The organism is Sphingobium sp. B2D3A, from assembly GCF_025961795.1.
Lineage (GTDB): Bacteria > Pseudomonadota > Alphaproteobacteria > Sphingomonadales > Sphingomonadaceae > Sphingobium.
Window position 1 is genome coordinate 26,715 of record NZ_JAOQOI010000002.1, and the last position, 18,328, is coordinate 45,042.

Annotated in this window: 16 protein-coding genes; 11 read left to right on the forward strand and 5 right to left on the reverse strand. The window is 60.6% G+C overall.

Features of this window, described 5'->3' with window-relative positions:
* Positions 1 to 41: 41 nt before the first annotated feature.
* Complete coding sequence (locus tag M2337_RS16940; RefSeq protein WP_264572428.1) at positions 42 to 299, reverse strand: hypothetical protein; 258 nt, start codon at positions 297 to 299, stop codon at positions 42 to 44.
* A 780-nt stretch (positions 300 to 1,079) separates the two neighbouring features.
* Here M2337_RS16940 and M2337_RS16945 point away from each other — a divergent pair.
* From M2337_RS16945 to M2337_RS16970, 6 genes are all read left to right on the forward strand, one after another.
* Positions 1,080 to 1,358 (forward strand): hypothetical protein, encoded by a 279-nt coding sequence (locus M2337_RS16945; RefSeq protein ID WP_264572427.1) that lies wholly within the window; start codon positions 1,080 to 1,082, stop codon positions 1,356 to 1,358.
* Entirely contained in the window at positions 1,348 to 3,618 is a 2,271-nt protein-coding gene (locus tag M2337_RS16950) for a type IV secretion system DNA-binding domain-containing protein (protein WP_264572426.1), read from the forward strand. The genes M2337_RS16945 and M2337_RS16950 overlap by 11 nt, the downstream gene beginning before the upstream one ends.
* 40 nt (positions 3,619 to 3,658) lie before the next feature.
* Positions 3,659 to 6,799, forward strand: coding sequence for a MobF family relaxase (gene mobF, locus M2337_RS16955; protein WP_264572425.1), 3,141 nt, complete (start codon positions 3,659 to 3,661; stop codon positions 6,797 to 6,799).
* A gap of 25 nt (positions 6,800 to 6,824) precedes the next feature.
* On the forward strand, positions 6,825 to 7,298 hold the full coding sequence (locus M2337_RS16960; protein WP_264572424.1) for a thermonuclease family protein: 474 nt from the start codon (positions 6,825 to 6,827) through the stop codon (positions 7,296 to 7,298).
* Complete coding sequence (locus M2337_RS16965; protein ID WP_264572423.1) at positions 7,295 to 7,981, forward strand: hypothetical protein; 687 nt, start codon at positions 7,295 to 7,297, stop codon at positions 7,979 to 7,981. The genes M2337_RS16960 and M2337_RS16965 overlap by 4 nt, the downstream gene beginning before the upstream one ends.
* A 157-nt stretch (positions 7,982 to 8,138) precedes the next feature.
* Positions 8,139 to 8,468, forward strand: coding sequence for an excalibur calcium-binding domain-containing protein (locus M2337_RS16970; protein ID WP_264572454.1), 330 nt, complete (start codon positions 8,139 to 8,141; stop codon positions 8,466 to 8,468).
* Positions 8,469 to 8,757: 289 nt separating this feature from the next.
* Here the strand turns inward: M2337_RS16970 and M2337_RS16975 are convergent, their stop codons facing one another.
* Both M2337_RS16975 and M2337_RS16980 read right to left on the reverse strand, forming a co-directional pair.
* Positions 8,758 to 9,189, reverse strand: coding sequence for an ester cyclase (locus tag M2337_RS16975; RefSeq protein WP_264572422.1), 432 nt, complete (start codon positions 9,187 to 9,189; stop codon positions 8,758 to 8,760).
* On the reverse strand, positions 9,186 to 9,782 hold the full coding sequence (locus tag M2337_RS16980; RefSeq protein ID WP_264572421.1) for a DUF2239 family protein: 597 nt from the start codon (positions 9,780 to 9,782) through the stop codon (positions 9,186 to 9,188). The genes M2337_RS16975 and M2337_RS16980 overlap by 4 nt, the downstream gene beginning before the upstream one ends.
* A gap of 102 nt (positions 9,783 to 9,884) precedes the next feature.
* Here M2337_RS16980 and M2337_RS16985 point away from each other — a divergent pair, with 102 nt between their 5' ends.
* Both M2337_RS16985 and M2337_RS16990 read left to right on the forward strand, forming a co-directional pair.
* Positions 9,885 to 10,223 (forward strand): GIY-YIG nuclease family protein, encoded by a 339-nt coding sequence (locus tag M2337_RS16985; RefSeq protein WP_264572420.1) that lies wholly within the window; start codon positions 9,885 to 9,887, stop codon positions 10,221 to 10,223.
* A 309-nt stretch (positions 10,224 to 10,532) separates the two neighbouring features.
* Positions 10,533 to 10,919 carry a response regulator gene (locus M2337_RS16990; protein WP_264572419.1) on the forward strand — a complete coding sequence of 129 codons (387 nt, stop codon included), beginning with the start codon at positions 10,533 to 10,535 and terminating at the stop codon, positions 10,917 to 10,919.
* Here M2337_RS16990 and M2337_RS16995 read toward each other — a convergent pair.
* Complete coding sequence (locus M2337_RS16995) at positions 10,909 to 12,366, reverse strand: sensor histidine kinase (RefSeq protein WP_264572418.1); 1,458 nt, start codon at positions 12,364 to 12,366, stop codon at positions 10,909 to 10,911. The two genes, M2337_RS16990 and M2337_RS16995, sit on opposite strands and share 11 nt — an antisense overlap.
* Positions 12,367 to 12,523: 157 nt before the next feature.
* A complete protein-coding gene (locus M2337_RS17000; protein ID WP_264572417.1) occupies positions 12,524 to 12,706 on the reverse strand; it encodes a CsbD family protein in 183 nt (60 codons plus the stop codon).
* A gap of 260 nt (positions 12,707 to 12,966) precedes the next feature.
* Between M2337_RS17000 and M2337_RS17005 the strand changes: the two genes are divergently transcribed.
* From M2337_RS17005 to M2337_RS17015, 3 genes are all read left to right on the forward strand, one after another.
* Positions 12,967 to 14,439 (forward strand): HWE histidine kinase domain-containing protein, encoded by a 1,473-nt coding sequence (locus M2337_RS17005; RefSeq protein ID WP_264572416.1) that lies wholly within the window; start codon positions 12,967 to 12,969, stop codon positions 14,437 to 14,439.
* Positions 14,440 to 15,374: 935 nt separating this feature from the next.
* Complete coding sequence (locus tag M2337_RS17010; RefSeq protein WP_264572415.1) at positions 15,375 to 17,870, forward strand: ATP-binding protein; 2,496 nt, start codon at positions 15,375 to 15,377, stop codon at positions 17,868 to 17,870.
* Positions 17,867 to 18,256, forward strand: a complete 390-nt coding sequence (locus M2337_RS17015) for a response regulator (protein ID WP_264572414.1) — start codon at positions 17,867 to 17,869, stop codon at positions 18,254 to 18,256. The genes M2337_RS17010 and M2337_RS17015 overlap by 4 nt, the downstream gene beginning before the upstream one ends.
* Positions 18,257 to 18,328: the final 72 nt, after the last annotated feature.

Sequence of the window (18,328 nt, forward strand, 5' to 3'; positions counted from 1 at the left end):
CCTCATGCGCTTCGCCAGCTCCGCCACCATCTTTCGAGCGATCAGGCGCCGATGCGACGAACGATTTCAGATGCTTCGAGAGTTGCGATCGCTTTGGCAATGGCTTTGGCGTTCGAGCGATCCATTGCAGGAATCTTAACCCGCTCCAATGCCTTCATCAGTACGTCCCGGCCTTCGTCCTGGGCCGCCTCGCGAGCCGCACGTTCCGCGGCATCGAGTGCCGCCATGCGTTCCTGAAGTTCGGCACGCTGGGCCGCAATGGCCTCAAGGCTGTTCGCGATCTTTTTGGGCCTTGCCATGACGTGATAGGACCTCCCTTGGCTCTCGCCCCTGCTTGGGCATCTGCGACAGCCCTATGGGGACGGTTGGCCCATGTCAAAGGACACACGTTACCCACAGGCCTCCGCCAGCTCTTGGGTCAGCGCTATGGCCTATGGATAACCTGCGGCGTTGGTGGTCCGTCCCCGCCGACTTCGCATCGGTGACAGGGCTGGTGGCGACAAGCGCCACGACTGATGGCCTCCTTTCAGCGGCATGACGATTGTCCATATGTACAATCATTGGAGGCCCTTGCCGCTGCGCTCTCGGCGGCATGAATGTCGCCTCACTAGATAGACCGCATCCGCGCACGCTTCTCGCTCAGGCCCGGCAGGGCAGGGGGTGCCTGCCGGAGTTCAATAGACGGCCGAGGCCGAAAATCCATGTTGCCGGGGATGGGTCATGCCCACCCCTAGAATGACCTTTCAGGTCTGCACACCGTATGCGCGGTGCGAGAAACCTAAATGCCAAGAAATGCCCTATTTATAAGGTATTACGGCGTTATTGGATTTCATTATGGGTATTGGTTTCCAATAACAGACCCCCAGCGCGTGGTATTGGTATCCAATACCGTCTTACTGCATTGTTTTTGGGTGCGTTTTGGTGGGGCCGGCGTATTGGATTACAATATTCCCGGTATTGGTATCCAATACCCCGCTCTTGGAGACGAGGCGACTTTTGACATGCTGAGGCCGTTCTTGTAGAGCGGATATGCGCTTTGCCTTGCGTAAGAACCACCAGCCCGAACGGAGTTTCGGGTTGTGTCGATACATACAGTCAAGCTGACCGATGAATTATCGGAACGTCTTGCCATTCGCTCGGTGGAAACTGGGGCAACGAAGTCCGAAATCATCCGGGCTGCGGTGGAACTGTTTTTCGATCTGAATGCAGGAAGGGGTGCCAATCCGTCCCGTCTAGCGCTGGTATGCGAATATAATCAGCTGGTCCTTGATTACTGGCTGATGACGACGGCCCCCGAGAAGAAAGACGAACTGCTGGAAGCTGCGCGCGAGCGCCTGGCGCGGCACCATGGCGGATAAGCGCGCGCCGGCACCCCGGATCAAGGCAAGATCAGGGCAGGGTGAGCCACGTCATAACTCGACCCATTTCACGCGCGGTTCGCAGCTGATCGGTCATCAATGGTCGATGATGTGGCGGGCAGGGCGGATGCCGTTTTTGGCGTGGGCCGGCACCTTCCTGGGGTTGTTGTGGCTACGCCTGTTTCTGATCCTAGACGATCATGAGTTTCGCATGGTTTCGATGCGCTCGCTGTCGTGGCTCTGGGATCATATCGGCTTCGATCCGATGAAGCGCGTGAACGTCACATTGGCCGACGGAAGCGTGCAGCAGACCTATATGGGTTACGTGCCCTTCATGCCTCCCGTACAGGAAGCGTGGAACAAGTTTGTATGGGCCTTTGTCGGCAGCGCGATCATCGCGACAGCTATCGCCGCGCTCTTCACTTTGTGGTTCGTGATGCACGCCAGAAGTCGCTCGAAGGCGATGATGGAAGAGCATCATGAACGGGGTAGCGAGCTGACATCGCGCGCACATCTCGTGAGCGTTATCGAACGACATAACGAGCAGCAAGTGCGCAAGATTGCTGCGCGGGAATATCCCGGAATGAGCTTTTCAAAAGTGCTCGATCTCCCCCGCGACGAGCGCGCGCGGCGTAACCTCCTGCGTCCGTATTCGATCGCGACGGTTCCATTTCCCCATGGTCGCGAACAGAATCATGTCATGGTGTTCGGCACCACCGGTGCGGGCAAGACAACGGTCCTGCGTGACTTGATTTCTCAGGCCGTCGAGCGAGGGCAAAACTGCGTCATTTTCGACTTGACCGGCCACTATGTCGAGGCTTTCTATGACGAGAACCGCGACCATATCCTGAACCTGACCGACAAGCGCTGTCGCAACTGGTCGGTGTTCCATGATTGCGACACACAGGCTGAGTTTGTCGCCGCCGCAAGCGCGCTCATTCCCGATGAGGACGGCGCCGATGGCGGCTTCTGGGAACGCGCAGCACGAATGCTGTTCGTCGAAATGTGCGTGAAGCTGAAGGCCGAAGGGCAGGGGACCAACAAGGCTCTCTCAGACAAGCTGCTGACTGCGAAGCTCACGGACATTTATGCCAAGCTTAAGGGCACGGTTGCAGATCCTCTGACCTCGCCTGATGCCGCGCGGATGGCGAACTCGATCCGGGGCGTTCTCAACTCCCACGGTGATGCTTTGCGGTTCCTGCCTACGGAAGGCCCAGCCTTTTCGATCCGAGACTGGGTGCGCGACGAAAGCCGGGGTGGCTCCAATCTGTTCATTACCTCGCGACATGTTGATATGCCGCTCAATCGCGCGCTCGTCAGTGCCTGGATGAACATCGCGATCCATACGCTGATGACCATGCCGCACACGGCGCGGTTGCGGACCTGGTATGTGTTCGACGAGCTTGGCGCTCTCCACCAGTTGCCGGCCCTGGAGGACGGTCTGCAGACGGCCCGTTCGTTCGGTGGCGCGTTCGTGCTTGGCGTTCACAGCCTGGCCCGCTTGCGCATGACCTATGGCGAGGAGGGCGCGAGAAACATCACGAGCCTCGCCTTCACCAAGGTCATCCTCGCCACCGGCGACGCCGAGACGGCCGATGAATGCTCCAAACTGATCGGCACCCGTCAGGTGCGGACCATGGACGAGGCTTATTCCTATGGCGCGCATGAAGCGCGCGACGCGTCGACGATCAGCCCGAGCCGCCGCGAAGAGCCGCTGGTGTTTCCCGACGACATCATGTCGCTGCCCAACCTCCATGCCTATTTGCGGTTTCGTGAGGGTTTCCCGGCAGCCTATGTGCAGGTTCCCTATGTCGCCTATCCGGCGCAGGCACAGGGCTATCTCCCAGCGCCGCCGCCGCCATTGGTGGCGCCGCGCGACGATGCCGACGAAGAGAGCGAGGGCGGGGAGGGCGGTCGCGGTGCGCAGCAGGCTTCATCACCAGACGTTGCGCAGCGCGATGCTGACAGTTTGTCGACCGATCTTGCAGATCAGGGACCGGCGTCGCCAGATGCAGCGGTCGTCCCGCCAGATGGCCTTCCATTGCAGGACCAGCTCGGGATGCAGGGCGCTGGCTCTGCGCAACCCGATCAGGTCCAGCACGACGTTGCCACAGACAAGGCGGTCACAGGACACGAGCCTGCCAAACCCGTCAGCAAGGACGATGAGCTGGCCGCCAGCAAGCTCGCCAAACGGGAAATGGCGATGTCGTTCCGAAAAGAGGAGCGTGATCGCGACTCCGCGCTGGATCTGGATCTGTGAGCGGGCGTGATCGGCGCGCCGCCGAAGGGAACTGAGCGACATGCTGTCCATGGGAACGGTCCGCTCCGCCGGCGGCGCTGCCACATATTTCGCCAGCGACAACTACTATACTGCCGAACAGTCGGTGGAATCCTCGCAATGGGCTGGGCAGGGTTCGGCTGCGCTTGGCCTCGACGGCCAGGTCGAGCACAAGACCTTCGAGAAGCTGCTGAACGGCGAGCTGCCAGACGGCCGACAGGTCGGGACGCCGGGCAAGCACGCGCATGGCTCGGATTTCACTTTCTCAATGCCCAAGAGCGCGAGCCTGCTGGCCTATCTCTCGGGCGACAAGCGTCTGCTCGATGCCAATCGCAAGGCGGTCATAGCCACCATGAAATGGGCCGAGAAGAACCTTGCTGAAGCGCGGGTGAAGATTGACGGCAAGGACGTGGCCGTGCGCACCGGCAACCTCGTCTATGCGCTGTTTCCGCACGACACGAGCCGCAGCCTCGACCCGCAGGCGCATATCCATGCTGTCATCGCCAATATGACGCAGATCCCCGAAAAATATCGTGCGCCCGATAAGGTCGATCCGGCCACCGGAGAGGTGGTCCGCGATGACGGGTGGCGGGCCTGGCACAATGGCGCGATGTGGAACGCCAACACGACGCTCGGCTCTATCTATCATGCGACGCTCCGCAAGGAGATCGAAGGGCTGGGCTACAAGACCCGCCTCGAGGGCAAGCATGGCGCGTTCGAGATCGAGGGGGTCAACAAGGAATCCCTGGAGGGCTTTTCCAAGCGCCGGGCTGACATCAAGGAGCGCGCGGATGAGCTGGGCATCCAGTCGCGAGAGGGGATGTTGGCCGTGGCCTTGCGGACCCGCGATCCCAAGCTCGATGCCGGCGACCGCGCCGAGCTGCTGGACAAGTGGCGCACCGAGGGCGCTGAATATGCCTATAATGGCGATGCGGTTTACGCGCAGTCGCTGCGCCAGGCTGAGCCGGGGCGCATTGCGCGCGGCTATCAGGCCGTCACGGACGCTATTCGGGGTGCGATTGCGATGCTTGGGGAGAAAGCCGCGCGCGCCGGCGATCCTCTCATCGACCGCGACCTGGCCCGGGCCACGCGCGACCCCGCTGTCGCCAGCGCCCAACATGCGGTGGCGAGTGCCATTCACGTGCTGACCGAGCGGGAAGCGGCCTTCAAGCCCCAGGACGTGTTGAAGACGGCGCTTGATCTTGGCTTTGCCAATGTGACCCACGAAGAGGTCGAAGCGCGCGTCGCCGCGCTGACGGCCAAGGGCGAGCTGATTGCTGGCTCGTCGGGGCGCCTCGATGAGGGCGGCGATCTCCTCACGACAAGAACGGCGCTGGCTCAGGAGCAGGCGATCCTTTCCGGCATGGACGAAGGGCAGGGCAGGGGCCGTCCGCTCATGGATGCGGGCGTTGCAGCCCACACCTTGCAGCAGTTCGCCGGCGATCGCGCGCTCAATCATCAGCAGCTCGCCGCCGCGATCGATCTGGTCTCCAGTCCGGACCGGTTCGTTCTCGTGCAGGGCCGCGCCGGCGCTGGCAAGTCGACGATGTTGCAGCCCGTGGCGCTGGCCGAAGCCATGGATACCGCGATCCGTGCCACGAGCGCGCAGGGCATGCAGATCCTGCTTCTCCAGAGCGATCCCAAGGGCGAAGCGCAGGCGCTGGCGTTCCAGAACAAGATGGTTGCGGATCTTCGCGCTGACACCGGCATGGAAGCCTCGACCGTTCACGGGTTCCTCTCAAAAACCGAGCGGTTCCTGAAACCCGATGCCGATCCGGTGAAGCTGGAGCAGGCCAAAGCGGACCTCGCCGGCAAATATCTGATCCTCGATGAAGCATCGATGATCTCGACCGAGCAGATGAGCAAGCTCGTGGCCGTCGCCAATCTCATGGACGTAGGCCGCCTCGCGATCATCGGCGACCGCAAGCAGCTCAGTGCGATCGAGGCCGGCAAGCCGTTCGCGATCATGCAAGCCCGGCGCATCCGGGATGAGCAGGGGGTGAGCGAAGTCAACATCAACATGCGCCAGAAGACGCAGACGATGCAGCTCGTCGCCGATCTTGCCGATCGCGGCAATATGCTGGGCGCCGTGTCTGTACTGGGCAACCGCGTCGTAGAGACCAAGGACCGTGTAACGGATGCCGCCGAGGCCTGGCTCGGTTTGTCGCCCGAAGATCGCACGCGCACGACGCTGCTGCCCTCCAGCAAGGATGCCCGCGCCCAGATCAACGAGATCATCCAGTCCGGCTTGAAGGAGGAGGGCACGCTCACCGGCGAAGGCCGCGCGTTCGTCGTTCGCGAGCGCATCGGCCTGACCCATGAGGAGCTGCGCTATGCCCATTTCTGGAAACAGGAACAGGCAAGCGTGCTGGAGGTCCGCGCCTCCCGCAATCCGCTTGGCCTGGCCAAGGGCGAATATCGCATCGCACGCATTTACGAGAACGGCCGCGTCGGGCTCGTCGACGAAAGGGGGCGCAAGCACCGCATCGATCCACGCGCGATCAGTTCGACGGATCGGCATGACGGCCTGCAGCTCGCCAAGGAGAAACAGATCCGCCTGCACGATGGCGAGACGATCCGTTGGACCGACAGCGACAAGCGGGAAGGGCGGGGGATGCTCAACGCCACGATCGCGCAGGTCACGAAGGTGGATGCCGATTCCGTCACGGTGCGCCTTTCCAGTGGCGAGGGCCGGGTGCTGATGAATGGCGATCCGATGCTCAAGCGCATCGATCTGGCCTATGCGATCAACACGCATATGGCGCAGGGCATCACCAACCACACGGTCTTTGCGGTGATGGGCGCGGCCGAGCGCAATTTGTCGAATGCCCGCGCCTTCCTCGTGAACATGACCCGCCAGCAATATGATGTGCGGCTCTTCACCGACGACAAGAGCAAGCTCATTGCCCAGCTCTCCCGCAATGCCGGCGACAAGTATTCAGCGCTTGAGGTTACGGGCAAGCTGGAGGTTGAGAGCATCCTGAAAGGGCAGGGCGGGCTCGGGACAAAGGCGACTGCCGATCTGGCAAAGCTCGATCTTGGTGGGCTGTCCGACCGTGCTGCGCCTATGGGCGCCAATGGCGCGAAGCAGGAGGCTCCGGCACCTGCACCTGCACCTGCACCGGCACCGCAGCGCGATCGATCCAGATCGCTCGAACTCTGACCCAACGCCACCAGGACCACCAACCATGCGCCTCATCCTTATCCTGCTCGTGCTGATCGGCCTCGTGCTGTCTTTGGACCGAAATTTCGGGATCAAGTCGCCGCAGGCCTTTCTCGACCCGACGCCGGCGATGCGGGTGAGCGGTTGCCACGCGATCGACGGCGATACGCTGCGATGCGGAGGACGGCGCATCCGCCTGCTCGGGATCGATGCCGCCGAGCTGCCCGGGCACTGCCGGCGCGGGCGCGACTGTGCCCCCGGTGATCCGGACGCCCAGCATCGCGCGCTCAGGCGCGCGGCCGCCGGCGACCTGCTCGTGCGTCCGATCAAGAAGGATCGCTACGGCCGCCTCGTCGCCGTGGTTGAGACTCCCGAGGGGCAAAACCTCAGCTGCGCCATGCTGGAGGCTGGCGCGACCTACAAATCCCAATGGGATGACGGCAACCGCATCATGACGGTGTGCCCGATGACTGTCGTAAGAAAGGGGACAATCGAATGAAGATGAATGCACTGAGGCTGGCTGCGATCGGCGCGGTCGCGATCGCGACGACGCCAGCGGCCAATGCGCAGGACTCCCAGCGTGTTACAGAACTCTACCACATTTTCGATTTCAAGACCGATGCCAAGCGCGCGCCGATGATCAAGGCGCTGCAGGACGGCCTCAATCCGAACATCTCAAACTCGGATACGACGACGCCGCTCGTCATGGGGCCACCGCCCGAGAAGCCGGCTCGGTTCCGTCTCGTGAATCCGTTCGAGAACAGCCCATTCGCCGGCATGGTGTCCAGCGCCCAGATGGCGAGCGTCAAGCAGGCGCGCTGCGATGGCGCGGTCTGGATCAGCTCGGCCGTGCGCAAGGTGCGCGGATCTCAGCAGCTCATGATGACCATGTGCCTGTTCCCCTATGTCGAGGGCTATCAGCTCAACGTCTACGCGGTCGACATCAAGGAGCAGGGTGGGGGACTATCGGCCCGGCTCGGCCGCGCGCTTGGCCAGGCTGTGGTCGGCAAGCCCGACGACTGGACCAACAAGACCATCCTCGACGTTGTGCGCCGCGTCCGGACCGACACGGGAGCCACCGTCACCTATGTCGAAGGTCAGCCCGAGTTCGTGGGTGCGCCCTGGGAAGATGGCCCGCGCATTACGCCGGGGGAGGGCGATAAAACAGTCGATCCGAATTGAGAGGTAGAGGGGGGCCGGAGAACGCCGGCTCCTCGCCGCTGTTGCGGACATTCCAGTCCGCGTGGAGGCAGCAGGAAACCGGCCGTATGTTCAGCGTCGCAATGCGGCTGTCTCGAAACTTAACCTGCTTTTGACACTTGGGTGGCAGAATCGCATGATGTCTCGGCAGTATCCCCGTCGGAACTTCAACAAACGGCACGGAAAGCGGCGTCCTTCACGACCGGAAACGACGCTTGAGACGGCCATCCGTTATAGCATCATCGCCGCTGCTTCCGGTGTCGGCATCGCTTTCGCCACTCACACATGGGAGGCGGCACAGAAGCGTCAAGCGATCCTCGATGCTCTACCGGTTGGATATTCCTACTCGGGCTGTGACCAAGTCCGCGCGGCAGGCGTCGCGCCAATTCGAAGCTACGAGCGAGGGTTTTCCGAGCGCTTGGACGGCGATGGAGACGGTATCGGTTGCGAGCCTTACCACGGGCAATAATCGCGTCCCTGGCGGGCACTGGGCCGCCCCTTAAAACCTGACATAAGGTCATCAAGGTCGTCGCGGCATAACAATCGACCATTAATGGGACAAACCCGTTATTCCCGCAAGGTCCGCTGAACGACAGCTATCACCAGATTCGGCCGTTCGGCAGACCGCTCCTTGGACCGCCTACGCGAAAGTCTGGTGGGAAGCCGCCAGGTGGGTTTCGGGGAATTCGCAAAGATAGCTGCCAATCTGACTGACCGCAGATCGGAACTGGGAAAGCGTCAGCCTCCCCGAAAATCTCTTAGCCTGAGCGCTGTAGCTGCTGGAACACGCCAAGCCGATCCGTGATCTGCCAATGGCCTGTCAGCCGATCTTCGCTGTCGAACGTGTAGACCGTCGCGCCCGACATACGGATCACCCGGCCGGTTGCCGGGAACCCCGCCAAGTCACCTCGATGCGTACCGTTCCAAAGCCAGGTCATCACGACATTATCACCCTCGGCGAACAATCCCTGAGTGTCGAACCGTTGGTCGGGGAAAGCAGCTCTCGACTTTCGAACCCGATCTTTGAAACCGGCGCGATCAAGCGTTCTGCCCTCCCAGGGATCGCCGGGATCGTGATGGATGGTGTATGTCTCCGCGACATAGCCATCAGCCGCGTCTGCATCGCCGCCATCCCAAACCTGTCGTATGAAAGCGGCAAGCCGCTGCTTACGCTCATCCACGGTGATCATGATTGCGCCTTGCTCGGGTTCGGCTGGGCGAGTGCCAGCGCATGGTCCTGAATGTCCTGCGGCCACGTCGCCATTCGCTCGGCGAAAGTCCCATCCTCACCAGCGAACAGGGCGCGGATCGCTTCTTCGTAACCTGGCAAATCGCCGGCCAGCGCCGACAGGAAGCGATAGGTACGCTCGTGTGCTGCCTTACGGTCGGCCTGACCACCATCGGCGCGGCGCGCTTCGTCAACGAGACGACGCAATGTCTGCGAGGCTCCCCCCGTTTGCCTTCCAAGCCATTCCCAATGTCGCGGTAGCAGGGTCACTTCACGCGCAACCACGCCCAGCTTCGGCCGGCCTCTCGATCGGTTAGACTTAGCCGCCAAGGCCTCAAGCTCGCCATGCTCGGTCAATCGCGTGACGATCTCTGCTGTGGTGCCTCGAAGATCGAGGTCGATCACGGCACCAGAAGCATCATCGAAGGTGAGGATCGAACCTTGCGATTGGCCTTCCCACGCTTTGATCGCCAACGCCACGTCAATCAGCGCCCCGCTCGCGAGGCGCTTGGTGCCGGCGAAGGCGGTACAGGGAGCGGACAGATACTCGGACATGCGCCTTTATAGCCGGGTATAATCGTGCGTCAATTCATCCGGACAATATTGCGCGATCTGCTCCATCGTTGTAGGGCTGACGCAGCAGCAGGAGGATGGCGCATGCACGGGGAAGATCGAAGGGCGGCTGTTGCGGCCTATAAGGAGAGAGAAGTTGAATCGGGCATCTACGCTGTTCGATGCGGGCCAACGGATCGGATGTGGGTCGGCAGTGCTCCCGATCTATCCACTATCCAGAACCGCCTGTGGTTCACGCTACGGCAGGGGAGCAATTCGCATCGTTCTCTTCAAGAGGCGTGGGCATCTTATGGGAGCGAGGCTTTCACCTTCGAGGTTGTCGCGAGACTGGTCGACGGGGATTATCCTGGCTACACCCGCACCACCGCGCTCAAAAGCCTGCATGCGCATTGGGTCGAGAAATTGAACGGCATCCGTATATAGCGAGTACCCGGTGGAGCTCTCCGATCAGGAGCCCTCGACAGCGCAACCCAACGTACCGCCGAATGGCCAGTTTCGGGGGGACACGCAGATCGATGGAACGGCCTTAAGTGGTCGCCTCCCGTCCGGCAGAGTCGTTACCCTCGAATAGCTGCTCACGCCGAAATCGGTCGTCCGGCCGGCTCGGCCGAACGTCTTGATGTGGTCGTCATCGGCGAACCGTGCTGTCGTCTCGGCCGGTGTCGACTCGCTGCATGATCTGGAACGATGTGCTCTGTGCAACATTTAGTGTCCGGTAACAGGGCGAAACCAATGACATCCGTGCTTATTGTGGAAGACGAGATTTTCATCGCGATGGAGATCGAGCGAATTCTAGAGGAAGCCGGATACAATGTCGTTGCCATAGCGGCTGACCACGCGGAGGCGTTGTCGGTGGGACCAACCGCCCAACTGGCCTTTGTTGATCTCAATCTGCGTGACGGCCCGACGGGGCCGCAGATCGCGCACGAACTCGCATCTCGTCACGGCATTCGGGTCGTCTATGTCACAGCCAATCCATCTCAGATTGGCGAGCCGGCGCCGGAGGCCATCGGCTGTATCCGTAAGCCTTTTACGCCGGATGCCATATTGGCTGCCGCGGCCCAAGCGATCTCGGGCGGCGTACTTGCCTCCGGCCATGAGGCTATTCTCAGGCTCTGAGAGCGGACACTGGCGCGCGATGTAGCGATGAACACGGTACTGTCAGCTCGAGTCGCAGTCCGTTGGAGTTCCAGTCACGTTCGATTTTACCGCTCAATTGCCGGATCGCGCTGAGTTCGATCAACTGTGTCCCGAACCCGGAATTTGCGGGCTGGGAAATAGCCGGTCCACCGACTTCATGCCATTCCAGTCTCACCGACTTGTTATCCGATTCGCTCCGGAGATGCACTGTACCTTCAGGCACCGACAGCGAGCCATATTTGGCGGCGTTGGTCGCCAGTTCATGAAAGACCAGTGCGAGCGGCGTCGCTGATCGGTCATCGATAGTGACATCCTCACCCTCGATATGTACCCGCTCGACATAGACGCCCAAAAGCTCGCGCAGCATGCCAAGAAGACTGTTTTGCCCTGTTTCGGGCCGCGACGCCTCGCTGTGAGGCCGCACGAAGTCGTGGGCGCGGCCAAGCGCCATGATGCGATCGCGCAGGTCGTTTGCCACGTCCCGAGCCTCGGGGTGGTGCCGCGTGGAAAAGCTGATCAGACCGGTGATTACCGAGAATATATTTTTGATCCGGTGGCTGAGTTCCTGCGCCACCACCTCGCGCTGTGCCTGAATCATCTTCTGGTCGTGGATATCCGTACAGGTACCAAACCACCGCGTGATTGTCCCGCTGTTATCGCGAATGGGAAGTGCCCGACCGAGCGTCCATCGGTACTCGCCATGTGCGTTCCGAAGGCGGTACTCGATTTCATAGGGATCGCCGCTCTCCAGCGAATGTCGCCAGACCGACCATGCTCGCTCTTGGTCATCGGGATGGAACATGCCGTTCCAGCCTTCACCGTCCGTGGAGCCGGGTTCGACGCCGGTAAATTCGTACCAACGCGCATTGTAATAGTCGTGGAAGCCGTCAGGCCTCGTTGACCAGACCATCTGCGGCATCGTATCGGCGAGCACCCGAAACTTGGCTTCGCGCTCATGCAGCTCTCGATCGCTACGACGGCTCGAGCGTCGTGATATGAGAAACAGCATGATGTTTGCCGCGAGGACCTTGAGGCCTTGCCGTTGCGTCACAGTGAGGCCCGAGCGCGGTTCACTGTCAATGACGCAAAGCGCGCCCAGACGGATGCCGTCGTCAGACACCAGCGGGGCGCCAGCGTAGAAGCGAATATGAGGTTCGCCGGTAACCAGCGGATTGCCTCTAAAGCGAGGATCCCGCTGCGCATCGGGAACGACCATGATGTCTTCGCCAAGCATCGCATGGGCACAGAAAGATTGCTCGCGCGGCGTTTCTCGTGCGTTGAGACCAGTGCGGGCGGGAAACCATTGCCGCGTAGCCTCTACAAAGCTGACCAGTGCTATCGGGGCGTCACACAATTTTGAGGCAAAGTCCGCGATCGCCTTGAGCGTGGCGTCATTCTCCAGCGCGGGTAGATCAAAGCTCTTCATCTTGGCGGCGCCCTATCGTTTGTTTCAAGTGCTTTGGCCCGCTGTCGCTCCGGCGTACACCGAAGCACGGAAATTGCTGATTTCGGAAAGGAGGCGGGGAAAATATGTTCGAGAGCAGTCGCGGGACCGCTGTCTCTGCAGCGATCCCATCAACAGTTCAAATCTTGTCGCCGAGCGCGCCTTTGACGCTGCCCTTCACATCCTGACCCGTGCCTTTCAGCTTTTGCGCTTCGCCCTCGGCGACCAGCTTCTCATCATCGGTCGCCTTGCCGATCGTTTCCTTCGCACTGCCAACAGCCTTATTGCCTGCAGCGTTCAATTTATCGGTGAGCTCGCCCATCTTCAGTTCCTTCGTTTTGACACAGCTAGACGCGGTGCCACCAAAACCCGGACGGACGGACGTGGGTTCCCAGAGAGCAAGCGTTAACCGTCGAGAGCGATGGGCGGGAGGGGCGGACGCACGGCCTTTAGCGCTTGAATAGTACCCTTTCCCGCATCTCGATTAAGTCAGCTCAGCCATCCCGTCCCCAGTGCAAATGTAGTGGCGTTCACACTTCGTTCTATCTATATGGCAGCGAAAGACTTTGAGCGGAATAGCGCGTGACAGATGCCAACGAAGACGCTCGCATTCTTGCAGAGCTTACCCGAGCGGGGAGCGGCCCTGATCCTTTCGCATCCGCCGTCCGCGCGACGCGGATGCCGATGCTGATCACCGATCCCAACCAACCCGACAACCCCATCGTGTTCGTCAATGATGCCTTCTCGCGGCTGACCGGGTATGCCCGGCATGAAATTTTGGGGCGCAATTGTCGTTTTTTGCAGGGGCCGGAGACAGATCGTGATGAGGTTGCGCGGCTGCGCGAAGCGATCTCCGCGAAAACGCCAATTGAGTTGGACCTGCTCAATTACAAAAAGGACAGCGCGACATTCTGGAATCGTGTGCTGGTGTCGCCTGTTTTCGATGGCGATGGCACGCTGTCCTACTTCTTTGCCTCCCAGTTTGACGTCACGCTCGAGCGTGAGCGTTTGGTCCGGTTGGAGCAAGAGCGCTTCGATCTGGAATCCGAGGTTGCCCGGCGTGACGCCGAACTGATCGCTAGCGAGCAGCGACTTCGCTTTGCCTTGAAGGCAGGGCAGATGGGGTCATGGAGCCTCGACATCCAGTCTCAGCGCATGATCGCGTCTGAAGGATGCAAGGAGAATTTCGGCAGGCCCATCAGCGAGCCTTTTTCCTATGAAGACCTAATGGCGGCTGTCCACCCTGATGACAGGACAATGAGGGATGAGGCGGTGGCGGCTGCGATAGCCAGTGGTTCGTTGCTCGATGTTGAGTATCGACTTCTCACCCCAGGCGGCGAGGAGCGCTGGGTCCAGGTTCGAGGACAGGCAAACTACCGTGCTGACGGCACGCCACTTGCGATGATCGGCGTGTCGCAGGACATCACCGGCCGGAAGCGTGCCGAGGAGCATCGAGCACTTCTTGCCGGCGAATTGAGCCACCGCGTGAAGAACAGCCTTGCTATGATCCAGGCTGTCATTTCGCAGACCCTGCGTCGAGCAAGCTCGCTTGAGGAAGCCGGTGAGACGCTGCAGGCCCGCGTGTTAGCCATGGCTGCCGCAAATGATATACTGGTTCAACAAAGCTGGAAAAGCGCTTCACTGCGCGAGCTTCTTCAGCGCACCTTGGCCCCGTTTGGTGCGAAGGACGGAGCGCAGTTTCATCTTGCTGGGCCCGACGTTCAAATTCCCCCCCGCATCGCGACGTCACTCGCGCTTGGCATGCACGAGATGGCAACCAACGCCTCGAAATACGGCGCGCTGTCAGTCGATTCCGGTGAAGTACGGATTGTGTGGGAGATTGACAGCAGTTCCGGGGCCAGGCGCTTGCTCCTGCGCTGGTCCGAGAGTGGCGGTCCAACCGTATCGGCGCCTGATCGGACTGGGTTTGGGACCACCTTGATCGAACGCGTTCTGGCGCGCGATACGGGTGGTGCAGCCAAAATCGATTATGCCGCTGAGGGGGTTATCCTTGCCATCGAAATCCCTTTGTTTGATGACGCCTTGGAGATTTGATGAGAGGGCCGCACCATGGTCTTCGCGCGCTTCTCTAGCCTTGCGGATGTAATGACTTACCAGCGGGATCGTCGCCATTGGCGAGCCTCGATCAGAGGGTATGCAGCGTCCGCGACTGTCAAAACTGCTAACGGCAAATTTCGGCTTAAAGAGACATTCCCAGCGACCAATCAAAATGTCGTTGTTTGGTCGGAAGCGGTCGCCACGGCGGGCATTGGAAGGGTCGAAATGGCTCCCTGAAGCTTGCGCTTCGTTGATGAGGTAAATTTGCACCGTGATGGAATGACATCGATCAGGCCTTGATCAGAGCTATTGTTGACTAGTCGACGGTCAGTGCGGCCTCATGGGCGAGGTTTACGAAAATGGCCCCGTCACGCGAAAAGTAGTCAGACGGGCTTCGTCGAGCTCACGGCGGATCGAAGAAAATAAGAGCCCCGATTCTCCTAGTCGCTTGAACCGCCCTGGCTACGGAGTCGGATTAGGAGGCACTATAAGCAGCACCGCATAGAGTGCATGTTCGACTTTTCCGACATCAACTTCGCAAGCGCTCCTACAGTCAACGGCTCGACGATTCAATTGAGGAGACCGCGCTGGTATCTACAATCTAGACAAAGTTGATTTCGGAAATCATTATGCAGAGGAGCAAAAATTGAAAGTGAAGCTAGGCCGGGAGCACCCTGCCAAGCAGGGAGCTAACTCTCTGCTAGTACAAGGAGGGGGGGCGTGCTGAGAGGCTTCGATTTCGGGAGAGCTTTGATGGAACCCGTGTTGCGGCTTGGTCTAATGAGCTTTGATTTCCAAAAAGCCGTGCGATTTGGACAAATCTGAGTGCGCTGCCTCGCAAGTAAACGAAGATTGAGCGGATTCGTCAGTTTTCGATTTATCGGGATGATGCTTTTGGGGCTCGATAACCTCGGGCGAGGAGGAACGGCCGGATGAATCGGCTACAACCGCGCCGACCCCTTGTATGGCTCTTCCTGCTGCCTGCGCTGATGATCCCGCTGCTGCTGGCGTCGACGCTGACCTGGCTGCAGAGCGAATATGACCGTTGGGAAACGCTGCGTCTGGAAGCTCTCGCATCCAACTCCCGCAGAAACCAGGTCAGCGATCTGCTGTCCATCATGCGATCGGCTGAGACAAGCCAGCGGGGCTATGCGATCAGTGGCGATGAGGCGCTCCGAGCCCGATTTGTCGAGGGCGAGCGCGCAACGCGCCGTTTATTGCGCGAGCTGCACAGGGCGTATGGCGGTGACGTCGTCCAGCAAGCCAAGCTATCCGACCTCGATCAGACGGCAGATGCGAAATTCGCCGAGATGGAGGAGGTGATCCATCTGCGTGACACGCAGGGCACTGCCGTCGCGCTTGGTCGGATCAGCGATGGGCAGGGCCAGCGGTTGATGGCCAGGTTTGAACAACTGGCGGGCCAATTGATGCAACGCGAGATCGCCACGGGCGCGCAGCGCGTCCAGGCCGTGCAGGCGCGATCCGCGACCATCCAGCGGGCGATGTGGATCATCCTTGCCATCGGAAGCATTGTGTTAGCCGTCATGCTCTGGTTGCTGTGGCGGCAACGGCAAGCGCAATACCGTATCGCGCTCGCGAGCTACGATGCCGCCAAGCGCAATCAGGCAATCCTCAATGGCACGGCCGATCCGATCCTCATCATCAACCCAAGCGGAACGATCGAGATGATCAATCCCGCCGTCACGCGCACGCTGGGCTATGAGGGGCACGAGCTCGATCGTCGTGACATCAGTGTCGTCACCGATATCGCGCCGGGAAGCGGCAGCTTTCACGAGCGGGTCGGCCTGATCGACGGCGTGTTGAAGGTCAGCTTCTTCCATGAGCAACTTGTGCGCGACCGCAGCGGCAAGATGATCCCGTTCGATATCGCGCTTGGCACCATGCGCTTGCCGGATGGAGACCATCTCGTGATGTCCCTGCGCGACATCACCGAGCGCCGCCGTCTCGACCAGCAGAAAAACGACCTCATCTCCTCGGTCAGCCATGAACTGCGCACGCCGCTCACCTCGATCATCGGCGCGCTGTCGCTCCTGAACGCCGAAGCGGGCGGGGAACTGCCTGAAGGCGCGCGCGAGCTGGTCGGCATTGCCGAAAATAACGGCCGCCGCCTGATTCGGCTGATCAACGACATGCTCGATGTTGATCGGATCGAAGCCGGGCGGTTCCAAATGTCGATGGCCCAGGTCGATCTGCGCGATATCGCTTTGCGTGCCTGCGAGAATTTTGACGGGCTTGCCCGCTCGCAAGGCGCCGCATTGACGTGTCATGTGCCGGAGGCGCCGGTGATCGTTGAAGTGGATGACGATCGCATTCTTCAGGTGATCGGCAATCTCGTTTCCAACGCGCTCAAATATACGCCGGGGCAGGGCCGTGTGCAGATTACCGTGCGCCACGGGCGGCACGATGGCGAGGCGATCGTGCAGGTGGACGACGAAGGGCCGGGCATCGCTGCTGAATTCCGTTCGCGAATCTTCGGCCGCTTCGAGCGCGCGATCGAGCATGAAGGGACTGCAGGCACCGGTCTCGGGCTCGCCATCGCGCAGGAGATCGTCAGCCGTCATGGCGGCAAGATCTGGTTTGAGGATCTTCCGACGGCCGGCACGCGCTTCGTCTTCTCGCTCCCTGCATCTGAGTCGGCGACCGTCACCGGCGGTCTGGACCTTGAGACCAGCATCCTGATTTGCGAGAGCGACCCGCAAGTGGGGCTGTCCCTGCAATCCGTCCTCGCAAGTGAGGGCTATGTCAGCCACCTCGTCACTAATGCCATGGCAGCCCGCGAAGCCATCGCGGAGCATGGTTACACGATGCTGCTGCTGGACATGGCGCTGGAAGATGCCAACGCTTTCGAGATCGCGCGTGATCTGCGCCAGCAGACGGGGCCTGACAGCCTCTCGATTCTGGTGGTGTCTCCACAGAATATGGACGCGCCTGCGACCCGTCTCTCGCTGGACCTGGTCGACTGGATCGAAAAGCCCGTCGATGTCCCGCGATTGAAGGCCGCTGTTTCCGCCGGTGTCCCGTTCGGAACGAGAGAGCGGCCGACCGTCCTCCATCTCGATGACGATCAGGATACGCTGGACGTCACGGCCATGGCGTTGGCTGGTGAAGCCGAAATCTTCAAGGCCCGCTCGCTGGAGCAGGCCCGCACCCTGCTTGCCAGGCGCCAACCCGATCTGGTAATCCTCGATTATCATCTGGAGCACGGAACGGGGCTCGATCTACTGCCTGACTTATTCACCGCAGATGGTATCGCAATTCCAGTTATCATCTATTCCGCGCAGGACTTGCGGTTCGACGATCTTACTCCGGTCGATGCGGTGCTCCTGAAATCTCGTGCGTCCATGCCCGATCTCAAGGCGACCATTCGCCGGGTGATTGCAGAACGTCACGTCAGGCTCCGGCTGTGAGCGGTCAGGCACCCCTTGCCTTGCTGTATGTCGATGACGACGCGGACATCCGGCATATCGTGAAGCTTGCGGTATCGCTCGATCGCGCGATGGACCTGCGCGCCGCGGGGAGCGCGGCAGAGGCTCTGGCGTTATTGGATGCCAGTGACTGGCGACCGGACGTGATCATGCTGGATGTGATGATGCCGAAAATGAGCGGTCCGGAGTTGATGGGGACCCTGCGCCATGACTATGGGCTTCATGGCAAGCCCTTCATCTTCATCACGGCCATGGGGCGGGAAATGGACCTTGCGAGCTATCGCAAACTGGGGGTGGCGGACATCATCCTGAAACCCTTCAACCCGATCACGCTGGCTCAGCATATTCGCAAGGTCGTCAATATTTGAGGTGCTTCGCGACACGGTCCTCGCGCTTTTACGCATCAGAAAAGAGACCTCAACCCGTCAGGGTGGCGCACA